Below are 14,499 nucleotides of genomic sequence, written 5' to 3'. Positions count from 1 at the left end.
ATTCGATCACTCCAAAATAAACAATTGAACAGCACTGCACCCAACGTCAGGCCAACAGTTTCAGTGGCAACGGGTTCTTGAATACGGTTGTTGTATTGCCGCCATCGAAACTCACGCTGACTCTCAAGGTGAATGTCGCATTCAGCGCAATACCCGCCAGGTGTGATGTCAATAAACGAGCCGTGACACCACCCGCGCGCTCTTCAGGCGTGACCGGACGTACAGTAATAATCTCCCGCTCTGGAATGCCGCTGGCGGTTAGCCACAGTCGCACTGTTTGTTCCGTCGAAATGAATGACCAGAGCCCCACGCTCACCAAGGCGCCCCCTGCGGGGATATCCGAGAGTTTCAAGGTGGCCGGTGAACCAATCTGCATGCCTTGACATGCGATGGACGGATGGCTGGCAAGCTCGCGAACAAAGAGTTGCAAAGGAGGTTCGGCGTCTTGTCCGGCTACGCCGTACGTCACTTCAACGGTTTTACCGAAGTTGGGCGGTAATACGGTCGAGGGCACTTTGAACTTCATCGGCTCCAATTGGCTGGGAACCCGCATTTCACACGAACCACTGGCGCCGAAGCCCTTCCAGTACGCCGTCACCGTATCCCCGTCACCGATCGTGGCTGCGAACGGAATCGCGATATAGGCACCGTTGATGGCCCTGATCGGATTCAGCTCGTCTCGATTCCCGGCTCCCACCACACTGTGATCAACCGTCGGTGTCGGCAACACCAAGGGTTCTCGCACCGTCAGCTCCAGCGGGATACCGGAACCAGCGGCATCGGCTCGCGCATACTGGTAGCGCAGGGTTACGGCGCCACCACGATTGTCCAGCAGCCACTGGGCCGCGATCGGTACTTCAATCCTGCCGCTGTCGATAATGGATCGGTCGATTTTCAAGTACTGGATGGTGTTCTTGTTCGGGCCGCTGCCTGGTCCGGTGCGTGTTCCGTAAACCAGCACTTCGTCACCAATGCGAATGCCCGGATAAACCGGGATCACCACGCGAATGCCATCGGGAAACTGGCCGGGGTTGATCACGGTGCCGGTCAGGTCCTTGACACTCGGTGCTGCAAGCTCAGGCGCCGTGGGCGGTGTCACCAGAATCGTGCGCTCAGCCGACACGGTGTCAGCCTGTGCAGTGGGCGACGCATAGGTGATTTCGTAATGCAGGGTTATCGAGCCCCCGCGCAGCGCTACGGCGCTGATTCTTGGCACTGTCCAGCTCAGCACCTGCCCCGGGTTGTTGGCAGGATCGGTATCGGTATCGCTCAAGGTTTTGGTAAAGGGCCCAACGCTGGGACCGGGATTACCATCAGCGCGTATTCCCTTCCAGAAAAGTTTGACCACATCACCGTTGGACATGACGGTGTAAGGCACTACCGCAATTGTCATGCTGGAGCCTTCAATCGCGTCGGGATCCAGCTGGTTATCATGGGACTCTTTTATCTGGGGGGCGGATAACAGACCGTCTTTGCCGATACCGAAATGGATTCTTCTGGACTCTTTCCTTGGCTCGCCTGCACGCTCAAGAAAAAACGAATAGAACACCTGCCCCTTATCCAATGCCTGCACAAAGTGATTGGCGATCTCCATCAGGAAACCCCACTCCCCCTCATTGGCCGGATCTACATCGATCGGGATACCCGTAACATCTACCGGCGTACCGTCCTGCGCGCGGCCGAGCCAACTCTGATAAAGGGTATCGCCAAGTTCAGGATTATCGTACTTGGCATAGGTTTGGAGTGGCCCACCGTTCAAGGCTTGAGGATCAATTGTATTGTTGATCAAGAGTGGAATGATCGGCCCCTGCAGTTCTCCTGCCATGTTGTTTTCCTCACGCTAATACTAAAAACCGTGGGCTTTAGCCCACGAAAAAACCCGAATATTTCATACGTTTTACGCTTGATTAATCACTTGCGGTACTAGCAGAACTGCTAGGTTGTCAACGTTGTTTTCGGTGCTAAAGTCGGGCAGAAGGCAACATCACTCCCACTTCACACAGTCCCGATTCGAGGTATACGATAATGAATTATTCAAAAACAGTACTGGCCACTTGTGCGGGGATCATGTTGTGCGCGATGAGCAGTTTCGCCGCAGCGCAAACCGTTCCGGTCAAACAAGACGACTCTCGGAGCGGGTATGGGCGAATACACTTCAACAATGATAAAGGTGAAGAAAAGTGCACATTAGCCGTACCCGAAAAAAGCCAGATCTTTAATTTCGGTGCAAGCAATGAATATTGTGAAAACAATATGGTTTCCACTTTCTGGCTGGAGAATGTCCCTTCGGCCACGTTAATTCAGTTTTATGAAGACGAAAGCTGTTCGGATGGTAAATCCAACGATAATTTCTACTTCAAACTTAAAACCGTTAAACAACCGACTGATTGGTCACAGCCCCCCAACCTTCCTGCAACCCTGTCCGTTGACGGGCTGAGAAATTCGAAGGCTGGCGAACTGATCACGAAAAAAAATACGCGTGTGGAAGACGCTTACGTGGGGCCTGGTTTGGCAACCAAAAATCTGAACGAGCGACTCAGCTGCGTTTATATCGAACGCTCTCAACCGGTCAACTAATCACCTCCGTTGATTGTCTGGTATCACTATCTTCCCCGTTTGTAACGAGGCTCTTTCCATGGCCATTTCCACGTCCGTGTCCTCTAACGCCTTCAACTTCATGAATTTCATACAAAGCCAGGTCGATCCGCGTACCGGGCAATACACCTGCGCTATTTCATTGCCCGAACTCAAGGCCAATCACCTGTGCGGCCCGGTGGTGCCGCTGCAACTGAATTTCAACCCGCTCAATAGCGGTGACAGCGGTTTCGGCAAAGGCTGGAACTTGCAACTCTCGCAGTTCAATCCCAACAGCCGGGTGCTGTCGCTGTACACCGGCGAAAGCTTCCGGGTCGATCAGGGCGAAAACGGATCGGTCATTCCGGAAAAGAAACTCGACTCTTTTCACTTCCATGAGTTTCAGGAAAATAACAAAACGACGTACCGAGTCGAGCATAAATCCGGCCTGGTGGAGATTCTTGAGGTCGGACAAGGCGAGCTGGCCATGCCGGTGCAAATGCTGTCGCCCCAGGGCCACAGCGTCACGCTCCAGTACCAGGCCTTCGGCACCGACCCGCTGCTCAGCCGCATCCGCGATGCCGACGGCACGCCGCTGCTCAGCCTTGAGCGCAGCCCCAACACCCTGCAGCTCAAGCTGCACCCGGGTAGCGCGTTCGAAGCGCTGTTCGTGCTCACTATCGTCGGCGGTGAAACCAGGAGCATCGTCTTGCCGACCGAGGACAAGGCGTCCTGGCGCTTCGACTACACCTTCTTGAACGACCTGACCTGCCTCAAGCACGTGTACACCCCGACCGGCGGCCATGAAACCGTCAGCTATTCGGGTACGCCGCACCTTTTTCCAGGCCTGACCGAGCGCACACTGCCCCGGGTTGCCTCCCACGTGCGCGATCCCGGCTGTGGCCAGCCGCCGATCGAAACCCGCTATGAGTACGACAAGGCCGACAAAAATTTTCTGGGCTTTGGCAGCGGCGTGTCGTGGAGCGACGATGGCCTGGACAACCTCTATAAAGTCACCGGCGATTATCAGTACCAGACCACCGAGATCCTCTGGGACGCCTTCAGCAGCAAGCCTGTACGAGAAACCCGACGGGTCTTCAACCGTTTTCATCTGATGGTGCGCGAAGAGGTGTCGCAAAAGGCCGCCGCTGCCGGAAAAGACGACACCCTGCTGGTGACCGAGACCGAGTACTACATCGACCCGCGGTTGAACTTCAAGGACCAGCCGGCGTATTGCCAACTGCCGAAAACCGTGACCCGGACCTGGCGCAACGTCAGCACCACCGTGCCCCGGCACACCGAAGTGGTCAGTACCACCTATGACAATTTCGGCAACCTGCTGACCCAGGTCAACGCCAACGGCGTGACCGAAACCAGCGAGTGGTACAAAGCCGAAGGCGAAGACGGCTGCCCGGCCGATCCGCAGGGGTTTGTGCGCAACCTCAAGAGCAAAACCGTGACCCCGGCCCACTCCGATTACGGCAGTGCACCGACCCTGCACACCCGTTATCGCTACGCCGAATATCAGGGATTGACCGGCAGCGGCCCCTGGTTGGCCTTGAGCAACGAGACACTGTCGCAGAGGGTCGATGGCCGTGCGCAAACGGAATTACGGCGCATTGTCCATGAGTACATCAGCGCCCCTGAAGACCCTCAACGGCATGGGCTCATCAGCCAGATGCAGCAGACCCTGCATGGCCAGGCCGATACCCTGACCACCACCGAATACGCCTACAGCATCACCCGTAACGCCCGTGCCGGTGCAATGGCATTGCGGACAGTCAGCACCTTGATCGGTTTTGACGACAACGCGGCCAAACCGGTACGCAAAGTCATCATTCAGGAACATGCTCTGCTGAGCGGTATCAAGTTGCTCAGCAATGACGGTAACGACGCCGAAATCAGCTACCAATACGATCGCCTGGGCCGTGTGACCCAGGAAACCGTGGCGCCGGGCACAGACTACGTGGCCAGTCGCACCTATGCCTATGTGCTCACCAATGGAGGGGTTGGCCAGCAGGCGCTGCAAATTGCCACCGACGTCAAAGGCGTGGAAACGAAGACCTGGCTGGACGGGCTGAACCGGGTGCTTAAAGAAGAGCGTCAGGACGCCGACGCCCTGGACGGCTATCCGCAGGCGTTCCGCGAGACCTACCGCGCGACCTACAACAACCTTGGGCAATTGACCAGCGAGACCGCTACCGACTGGGAAGGCAGCAAAGACGTCCCCCTGACCAGCACCTTTCAATACGACGCCTGGGGAGAGCAATACAAGGTCATCGGGCCTGATGGTGTGGCACACGTCACCGAAAACGATCCGTCTACACAGACCCTGCACACCTGGACCGAAAGCGCCGGGGCACCGGTGAAGTTCAGCGGCAGAAGTCGCACGACGCTCAACCGATTCGGCAAGGAAGACAAAATCGAGGCACTGGACGCCGACGGGAAGCTCGTCAGTGAGCGTCAATACTTGTATGACGGCTTGGGCAACTGTGTTGAGCAAATCAACGAAATGGGCGAGTCCACTCGCTTTGAGTACGACCTGTTCTCCCGGGTGCGGACCACAACGCTGCCCGACTCCACTGAAATCCGCCGCACCTATGCGCCCCACAGCAGCAGCGAATTGCCTGTCGGCCTGGACGTTACCGCCAGCGGGACAGCTGTCAGCGTCGGCATCCAGACCTACGATGGCCTTGACCGCCGGACCACGTTGAAGGTCGGCCCGCGTCTTCAGCAGTTCCAGTATCAAGGTGGTCAGCTTCAGGTGAGTACGATGATCACCGCCAGCAACAAGCCCATCACCTACGAATACAAGCCAGGGCTGGTAGGCACGCCTGTCGGCAGCATCGCCCCGGACGAGCAATCGAGCTTCAACTACGACGATCAAAGCGCGCAACTGACCCTGTCGCAAAATACTCAGGGCGAGAATACATTTGCCTACAATTCCACCGGCCAATTGCGCTGCGAACGCTGGAAGGACATACATTCGGGTAAACAATGGGAAACCACCTATACCCACACCCTGAGCGGACGACCGCTGACCCGTCTGGATGCCAACGGTTTGACCTGCGCCTATACCTATGACGAAAAGGCCCGGATCAAGAGCGTCACTCAGGGCCAGATCCTCGCCACCTTCGACTACGACAACCTGGGGCAAGTGAGCCTCATTACCACCCGCAACAAAAGCACCGACCAAGAGTTGGTAACCGGCCTGACCTTCGACGATCAGGGCCGGGAAATCATCCGCCACATGACCTTGAGCGGAGGTCACCCGAACCAGACCATCATTCAGACCTACCGTGCCGATAGCAAGCTGCAAAGCCGACACCTGCAGTTGGGCGACCAGACCGAGCTGCTGGAGACCTTCGACTACGATCAGCGCGGCCGGATGGTGCAGTACAACTGCGAAGGTACAAACCTGCCCAAGGACCGCTACGGCAACGCCATCCGCGAGCAACTGTTCGCCTTCGACGCGCTGGACAATGTCACCGAGGTGTACACGCTCTTTGCGGACAGTAGTCGCGACGAAGCCATCAGCTCTTTCGCCCAGAGCGATCCGTGTCAATTGGTTAAAGTCACCCACAGCCACCCCGCCTATCCGCCCAGCTGCGTGCTCGACTACGACGAAGATGGCAACCTGCTGCACGATGAAAACGACCAGACCCTGCACTACGACAGCCAAGGGCGGTTGTTGCGCGTCACCGATGCCGACGGCAGCAACGTCAGCCAGTACCGTTATGACGCGCATAACCATTTGCTGGGAGTCATCCGCGGTACGCAAACCGAAACCTTGCATTTCTATCAGGACGAACGCCTGAGCAGCACCGAGCAAGGCGACAAAAAAATCCACTACCTGTACCTCAATGACCAGCCCTTGGGCCAGCAACAGCAGGACGACCCCGAGCAAACCCTGCTGCTGTTGACCGATGGCAAAAACAGCGTGCTCGCCGAAAGCGGGCAAAACGAACTGCGCAAAGCAGTGTACGGCGCTTATGGCGAACGCAGCACGGATGACGACCTGCAATGCCTGCTTGGCTTCAACGGCGAAGTGCGCGACGAACTGAGCGGCTGGTACCTGCTTGGCCGAGGTTACCGGGCCTATAACCCGACGCTGATGCGCTTTCATAGTCCGGACTCGTTCAGCCCGTTCGGGGCCGGCGGGGTCAATCCTTACGTCTATTGCGCGGGGGACCCGATCAACTTTGTCGATCCCACGGGGCATGCCAATCGGGGGGTTAACTGGATGGGGGTGTTGGGGGCAGTACTTTCGGCGGTCGGTATCGCGCTTTCAATAGCGGCGGTGGTCGTTTTTCCACCCGTTGGAGTGGCAGCCGTCGCGAGCACCACCGTCTTTACGGCGATTGGTATCGGCGGCGGTGCTTATGGTATCTATGAGGGCGTCAAGGCCACTACCGCGACTAGATTGATGGATCGCGAGAGACACCAGACGAGTTCTTTGATCTCGGGCGGCCTGGACGTCGCATTCGGTGGTTTCGGCCTTTATCAGGCGTTCAAAGGCGCTGCCAATGCGGCCAAGAATGCTGCTGCACAAGCGAGTTGGCATACCAAGCTTAAGGCTGACTTGGGTAATATCAATGAGTTAATGGGCGCAACGACCAATAACGGTCGTGGGGCCGGAGCGCTGTCCAACACAGGAGCCGGCCGTTCGGGCCAGGCAGGTTCCGGGCTAGACGCTGAGATGGTCAGCAGAGCCACGCAGACCAGCAGGAAGATCCCGAGTAACCCGGGGTCTCCGCCCCCCGCACCTCCTGAGCCCGAAGTAGATTACAACGCTCCACTCGCGCCTCGAAAGCCAACGCCAGCGCCAGAAACCAATAGGCCTCTTCCTGTGTCTTCTGCACAACCCACCGCAAGTGGTCAATGGACAAAAGTAGGAGGTAGTTGGCGCGTAGATGGAGGTAATGAATTTGTTTACGAACGTCAGTTCATCAGAACTATTGCGCTGCCCAAGTGATAATTCCGTAACTAACCATTAGTTACGATTTTCCAAAGGCCCCAGTCTCGCAGAGAGGAATGGGGCCTTTTTATTATTATTTTTCATTTCCAGTTAATCGTGACGTGCTGAATACCCTTCACTTAAACCTGAAGACAGAACAACAAAGAACTGAGAGTTCTCTCATATCCTCACCCCCACCCGCCTCTCTACACTCCTGCCACCGAGACAACACACTCTCCCCCCTCTACTCACATCGACCGTGAGTTCTTCCGGCACTGTCTCGCTCAATGAACGCTGGATTCAATCAACTAAAGGATTTGTTACATGAAGACATCTTTATTCGCACTACCGCTTGGTATGGCCCTGAGTATGGCGGCGACTTCGGTATTCGCCGTTGATGGCAGAATCAACTTCTCCGGCAAGATCAGCAGCTCCACCTGCGCCATCGAAATCGTCAACCCGGAAAACGGTAGCGTGAGCAATCTGGTTTCCCTGGGCTGGATCGACTCGAGCGCCTTCCTTGGCGCTTCAGGCACCGTCGCCGGTGAAAGGGCCTTTCAAATGCGCGTGACACCTGGCTCCGGGTGCGTACTGGACCCAACCAAACTCAATGCGACGGTGACCTTCAACTCGGTGTATGGCGGTGGCGGGGATCATTACGGACTCAAGCCGACCGGTAACCCTGCGACAGGGATTGCCGTGGCAATCAAGGACAAAACCGGCGCCTATATCAAGAACGGCGACACATCCGCTATCTATGTACTGAGCGAAACTGATCCGACACTCATGGACTTCACCGCCATGTACATCGCCACGGCCACCACCGTGACCGGTGGCCCCGCCGATGCTGACGTCGAGTTCACCCTCAACATCAACTGATCACCTTCGCTGTCGTCGAACAGCGGGCTGCACCGCCCGCTGTTTGAAAGCAAGTCCTCGATTCAGAGATTTTTTTATTATGTTTGGCCTCATTAAACTCCCCGCCCGGATCAGGTGCGGCGTACTGCCCTGTACGCTGTTCGTTGCCCTCTTTACATGGCTTCCAGGCAGCTATGGGGCGTTAACCGTCAGCAGCACGCGAGTGGTGTTCGACAGCGATAAACGCAATGTCTCGTTGACGGTTTCCAATCCGAGCGGCAAGCCCTTCGCCGTGCAGACCTGGGTCAATACGGCTGCCGACGATCAAACCACCGCGGTGCCCTTTATCGCCTCACCGCCGCTGTTTCGCCTCAATGCCGCTAAAGAACAACAGGTGCAGATCAATGGTTTGCCCAATACATTGCCCAGCGACCGCGAGTCGCTGTTCTATTTCAATGTCCAGGAAATCCCTCAACTTGAGACCGGTCAAGCCAACCAGCTGAATATCGCTTTGCGCACGCGCATCAAGTTGTTCTACCGTCCCGCCGAACTCAAGCGTAATACGCTGGACACCTTAAAAGACTTGAGTTGGTCCATAAGAAAGGTCGATGGCAAAAACCGTCTGGTGGTGACCAACCCCACGCCCTTTCACGTGTCTTTCGTGCGCATCGAACTCAGCGCAAACGGACAAACCGTCAACCTGAAAGACACCCCCATGGCACTCCCTCTGGACTCCCAAACCTATGACTTGGACGGATTGAAGCCCCGCCCGGGGATGCAAGTGAGTTTTTCCGTGATCACCGACTACGGCGGTTATACAACGCCCATGACGTTGCCGGTCGGCCTTGATCTTTAACATTGCGCGGACTATCACATGCCTCTTTTCTTTCGGCACTGGAGCTCGCCTCCTGCGCAACGCTTGTTTCATCTCATTGTTTTCACCAGCGGAAGCTTCGTTTTACCGGGAAATAATGCTGCGCACGCCAGCACCGCAGTGCAATTTCAGTCAACGTTCATGCGTCAATTGGATAATCACGCCAGCGACGCCGGAGCGCTGGCGTTAGACGCACTGTCCAACAGCCTGGATCTTGTTCCGGGGCGTTACCTGGTGAGTATCGAGGTCAATCGAAGCTTCTTCGACCGCCGGGAAATCGAGTTCACAGCCAATGCTCAAGGCGATGGGCTCTCGCCTTGTTTATCCCTGCAACTGATCAAAGACATCGGCGTAAAACTCGACAGCCTGGCTGAGCCTGAGGCGGCGCTGGGCATTTGCGTCGACCTGCAGCGCCTGATTCCCGGAGCGCTGACCCAGCTGGATGGTGGCCAGCTATTGCTGTCGATTTCCATCCCGCAGATTGCCATGCGCCGCGACGTGGCCGGTTATGTCGACCCGGACCTGTGGGATTACGGCATCAATTCGGCATTCGTGAACTATCAAATGACGGCTCAACAAGGCCGCAACAATCAAACTGGCCACAGCAGCAACCAGGACCTGTACTTGAACAGCGGTTTGAATCTGGGAGCCTGGCGCTTGCGCAGCAATAACAGCTTTCGCAGCGACGCCCAGGGCGAGCGCACATGGTCGCGCGCCTATACCTATCTCCAACGCGACCTCCCCGGCACTCATTCACAGCTGACCCTGGGCGAAACCTACACCCCGGGCGATGTGTTCAAGAGCGTCCCCATCAAGGGTGTGCAGATTGCATCGGACATGAGCATGCTGCCCGATTCGCAACAGAACTATGCGCCGATCGTTCGCGGTGTGGCGCAGACCCGGGCCAGGCTCGAGATACGCCAGAATGGTTACCCGATCTATTCCACCTATGTCAGCGCCGGCCCCTACGAGATCAACGACCTCACCACCGCCGGTGGCAGCGGGGAATTGGAAGTCATCCTGACCGAGGCCGATGGCCAGGTGCGGCGTTTCACTCAACCCTATGCAACGCTCAACAACCTGCTGCGCGAGGGGGTCTGGCGCTACAGTGCCAGTGTCGGTCGCTATAACGCACCGTCTTTTTCCGTGGATGATGCGCCGCTCTGGCAAGGGACCCTGGCGACCGGTGTCGGATGGAACTCGACATTGTACGGCGGGCTGATGGCCAATGATTTCTATCAGGCCGGCACGCTTGGCATTGGTGAAAATCTCGGGGCGATCGGTGCGCTGTCGTTCGACGTCACGCGCTCCGCTGCCGATATTGATCTCCATGACAGCCGTCGCAATGTTCAGGGCATGAGCTACGCGGTGAAATACGGCAAGACATTCGACACCCGCACCAACCTGCGTTTTGCCGGCTATCGCTACTCCACCGAGGGTTATCGCGATTTTAGTGAAGCGGTGCGTGAGCGCAGTGCCGACCAGCGCTTTCTCGGAAGCCGACGCAGCCTGCTTGAAGCCTCGGTGTTCCAGGACATCGGGGCCGGGAGTTCGCTGAGCCTGACGTTATCCCAGGAAGATTTCTGGCGGTCCGATTACCAGCAGCGCCAGTTCCAGTTCAATTTCAGCACCCGCTATAACACGGTGAGCTACAACCTCTACGCCTCGCAGTCGCTGAATGATGACCAGCTCAATGACCGTCAGTTCGGCTTGAGCATCTCAATGCCGCTGGATTTCGGACGCTCGACGACCGCCACATTCGACGTACGGGAGAACCGTGGCCAACTCAATCAACGCGCCTCTCTGTCCGGCCGAAGTGCAGGAGACCTGCTCAACTATCGTGCGTCCTTGTCCAACAATGAAAGCCAGCAACAAACCGCTGAGTTGTCGCTGGGCTATCAGGCACCTTTTGCCAGCGTTGGCGCGGGCATTACTCAAGGCAGCGATTACAACAGCCTTTCACTCAATGCCAGCGGGGCACTGCTGCTACACGGCGCTGGCCTCGAATTGGGGTCCTATCTGGGCGAGACCAGTGGCCTGGCCCACGTTCCGGACATTGCCGGCGTCGGATTGCTGAACGCCTCCAGCGCCAGGACCAATGACCGCGGCTATGCCTTGATTCCCTATCTACAACCCTATCGGGTCAACCGGGTGGTCCTCGATACCGACCAACTTGACCCGAATGTGGAAATCGACAATGGCGTGACTCAAGTGGTGCCACGGCGCGGCGCGGTGGTCAAAGCCACCTTCCCCGCCCGAACGGTACACCGGTTGGTGTTGACTACCCGTGACCACCGAGGCGGCCCGCTGCCTTTTGGTGCTCAGGTCAGCAACGCCAAGGGCGAACCCCTGGGGATCGTCGGGCAGGCCGGTCAGGTCCTGCTGGGCACTGTCGATGGTCCGCAAACCTTGTACGTGCGCTGGGGCAACACCGCCACTGAGCAATGCCAGTTGCAACTCGATATTCAGAGCATGCCCATGGAACAAGGCTATCGGGTTCAAGACTTGATTTGCCGCTGACTCAACGCTTCGTTTACTCACACTCGATGCACCTTGCGGTGCCTCGAGTTGTTTCTGCCAGGATAGAACACAGCATGTCGATCAGATTATTTCCAGGCGTTTTGTTCGCGCTCGCAGTCAGTGGGCTGATGCCGCTGAGCGCCACCTATGCAGCCACCAATACGTGTTACTGGGGGGGCGGTACGGGGCCGATTCGTTATGTGGCCAATGTGGGCGCACTGTATGTCCCCAGAGACGCCCAGGCAGGCGACCCGATAGGCCCGATAGACCAACCGTTCATTCAAGGTGGCGCAGGGTTGACCATCCACTGCGTGACCGACGGCACCCGACTGACGTTCAACGCCTCGTCCGCCGTAGCACCGGTGCCCGGCCCCATCCCCAGAAAGAACGGTATGAATACAAGCGGTGCCTTGCTGCAGACCAACATCGCCGGGGTCGGTGCCCGGATCAGGTTCGGTAGTCCATACGATGGCATCACCAACGGCTTCTGGAAACTCAGCGGCCCCGACAGCGCCGTGCCGTTCGATGGCTACATCGATTTCAGTACACCCTTTGTCTTGCAGCACTCGGTGTTGCGCGGCGCTATCACGCTGATCAAAACCGGTCCGATCGACCGAGGCATGCAACCGCTGGACGCGGGACGGGAGTTGGTCAATGCCTCGTTCACCGGCCTCCCCAATGCCTTCGGTCTGGCCTTGAGCGGTTCCGTCACTCAGGCAGAATGCACCCTGTCGGCTAATCCGGTGAGCGCTGACCCCGTCAAGCTGGGCGACTGGCCGACCTCAGAGTTTACCGGCGAAGGTCATACCACCGATCCAGTGCCTTTCACCATTGCGTTGAACTCGTGTCTTTCCGACCCACTGCCAGGCGGCACAGTGACTAACGCGCATATTCGCCTGGAGCCAACGGCAGGCTCGACGACCCTCGATGCAGGCCTGGGCCTGTTCAGTCTGGGGGGCAGTTCCACCGCGCAAGGTATAGGCATTCAAGTGTTGGGACGTGATGCACTTACGCCTGTTGCACTGGAGGCGGATGTGCTTCAAGGCGCTATCCCGGCCACCGGAGGCATGCTGCTGGAGTTCAACGCTCGCTATTACCAGACCGGTCCCACCAGTAATATCGTGGCCGGCTCGGCAGAGGGTGCCCTGGCGTTCACCATTACCTATAAATGAACCCGCCCGGCAGGTCAGCCCTGCCGGGGGTCCTTGAGTGCATCGACTACGTGACGACTTTCATCCGTAGGACCTGGAAGGCGTGATAACTATGGCCCTGATCGAAACTGACACTGGCGTATACGGCGAACGTTTCATTGAGGGGCCGTTGGTCTACGTAGTCTTTGGGTAACAACGTCTTGAATTTTCCGTTGGTATCAAGCGGTACACCGTTCAGAAAATCTGTTCGGACACCGTCAGCAATCGCCCACACATTCATGAGCTGAGCAGGGTCCTGATAAATCCATTTCTCTATTTCCAGATCCGCACCACGTGCCGGGACAGCTCTTTTGGAGAGCGTCGCCGGTGAACCGATCTGCGCCTGAAGGCAAGTGACCTGACCAAGCTGCGCTGCTGTCAACTCGCTAATGCTCAGCGTATAAGCCGCTGAGTGCTGAGCGTCATGACCGGCCCAATAATGAACGTCAACCTTGCGTCCATCGCGATCCACAGGAATGTTGGCCGCAACGACTGCAGCAGGAATGGCAAACTCCAGTCCCCCAGGGGTGATCGGTTTCACACCCGTAACAGAACCGACACCGCCTTCGCCTCCAAGACCGACAAAATCCACGGTCACCTCTTCGTCCGGATCGACCTCCGATGCTGCCACCACCACGGTCACTCCGGCCCCACCTCTGAAGGGATTGAGCACGCCAGTGCCGGCCGGAGTATTCGACGCCTCCTTGACGGTTGGAAACTTGCGCGGGGTGGGTGGGCGAATATTGACGTTCAACAGCACATCGCTGGACAGCGCCGACTCGTTGCCGGCTCTGTCACGGACCCGATAGGTCGCGTATCGCACCCCGTTATCGCTGTAACGAAGCACATCACCGCTCAAAGGCAGCAGCAGCGTTTTGCCCAGGTCGTCCAGCTCGAGCGTCCTGGTGCCTGCAATATCCCGTCCGCCGGGAGATCGCTCCCAGTACCAGGTGATGACATCGCCGACTTTTTTTTCGGTGTAATCGGGCAGCGTTGCCAGCACCTGATCCTGATTCGCGGGATCGGCGAGGTAAGCGGCGGTGATTGTGTTGGGAGGCAGGACTTCGGAAGGAAAGATCAATTGGCTGGAAGGATTGAGCTGCGGCGCTTCTTTATCGATGGTGATGGTGAAGGGATGCGACTCCTGGGATGTGCCACTCCAGATAGTCACTTCATAGGTAAGGCTGTGCTCGCCCGGGGTCAACTTGTCAGCACTGATGGGCACAAAAAAATCACCTGGGCTGATTGGGGCATTCCATTCCTTGTAGCCGATTTCGCTAGTGCCCAGGAAAATCCTGATCTGCTCGGGGTCCTGCACTGTGGGCGCCGAGTTCTCCCATGGATCGAATTTCACCTTGAGGGGGTTGTTTGGGGCGCTCCAGGCCGATCGAGGTAAAAGATTGGTTTCACCTCCCTCTATATCGCCCAACGGCACCGGGTCAGTCGACGGTGCCGGCAGTAACGCAGTGGCACGCGCTTGCTTGCGCAGATTTGCGGGTGACATTGATGCTCTCCTTCGCTAAGTG

Annotated in this window: 8 protein-coding genes; 6 read left to right on the top strand and 2 right to left on the bottom strand. The window is 57.3% G+C overall.

Going from position 1 to position 14,499, the window contains the following annotated elements; all coding sequences use genetic code 11:
- Window positions 1-46 precede the first annotated feature (46 nt).
- Window positions 47-1,825, bottom strand: a complete 1,779-nt coding sequence (locus AC07O1_RS23835) for a hypothetical protein (protein ID WP_495090348.1) — start codon at window positions 1,823-1,825, stop codon at window positions 47-49.
- A 200-nt stretch (window positions 1,826-2,025) separates the two neighbouring features.
- On the opposite strand from AC07O1_RS23835, the gene AC07O1_RS23830 reads away from it, so the two are divergent.
- The 6 genes from AC07O1_RS23830 to AC07O1_RS23805 all read left to right on the top strand — a co-directional run bounded on the left by AC07O1_RS23830 (window position 2,026) and on the right by AC07O1_RS23805 (window position 12,955).
- On the top strand, window positions 2,026-2,577 hold the full coding sequence (locus AC07O1_RS23830) for a hypothetical protein (protein WP_495090347.1): 552 nt from the start codon (window positions 2,026-2,028) through the stop codon (window positions 2,575-2,577).
- A gap of 58 nt (window positions 2,578-2,635) precedes the next feature.
- Window positions 2,636-7,549 (top strand): RHS repeat-associated core domain-containing protein, encoded by a 4,914-nt coding sequence (locus AC07O1_RS23825; RefSeq protein ID WP_495090346.1) that lies wholly within the window; start codon window positions 2,636-2,638, stop codon window positions 7,547-7,549.
- Window positions 7,550-7,855: 306 nt separating this feature from the next.
- Entirely contained in the window at window positions 7,856-8,410 is a 555-nt protein-coding gene (locus AC07O1_RS23820) for a fimbrial protein (protein WP_495090345.1), read from the top strand.
- A 79-nt stretch (window positions 8,411-8,489) separates the two neighbouring features.
- A complete protein-coding gene (locus AC07O1_RS23815; protein ID WP_495090384.1) occupies window positions 8,490-9,245 on the top strand; it encodes a fimbrial biogenesis chaperone in 756 nt (251 codons plus the stop codon).
- An 18-nt stretch (window positions 9,246-9,263) separates the two neighbouring features.
- Complete coding sequence (locus AC07O1_RS23810; RefSeq protein WP_495090344.1) at window positions 9,264-11,783, top strand: fimbria/pilus outer membrane usher protein; 2,520 nt, start codon at window positions 9,264-9,266, stop codon at window positions 11,781-11,783.
- Window positions 11,784-11,857: 74 nt separating this feature from the next.
- Window positions 11,858-12,955, top strand: coding sequence for a fimbrial protein (locus AC07O1_RS23805; RefSeq protein WP_495090343.1), 1,098 nt, complete (start codon window positions 11,858-11,860; stop codon window positions 12,953-12,955).
- A gap of 46 nt (window positions 12,956-13,001) precedes the next feature.
- Here the strand turns inward: AC07O1_RS23805 and AC07O1_RS23800 are convergent, their stop codons facing one another.
- A complete protein-coding gene (locus tag AC07O1_RS23800) occupies window positions 13,002-14,477 on the bottom strand; it encodes a hypothetical protein (RefSeq protein ID WP_495090342.1) in 1,476 nt (491 codons plus the stop codon).
- Window positions 14,478-14,499 lie beyond the last annotated feature (22 nt).

The organism is Pseudomonas sp. GW821-FHT07G10 (assembly GCF_059418545.1).
Note: the sequence above shows the minus strand (reverse complement) of the source record. Positions and strands in the feature narration are given on the sequence as shown.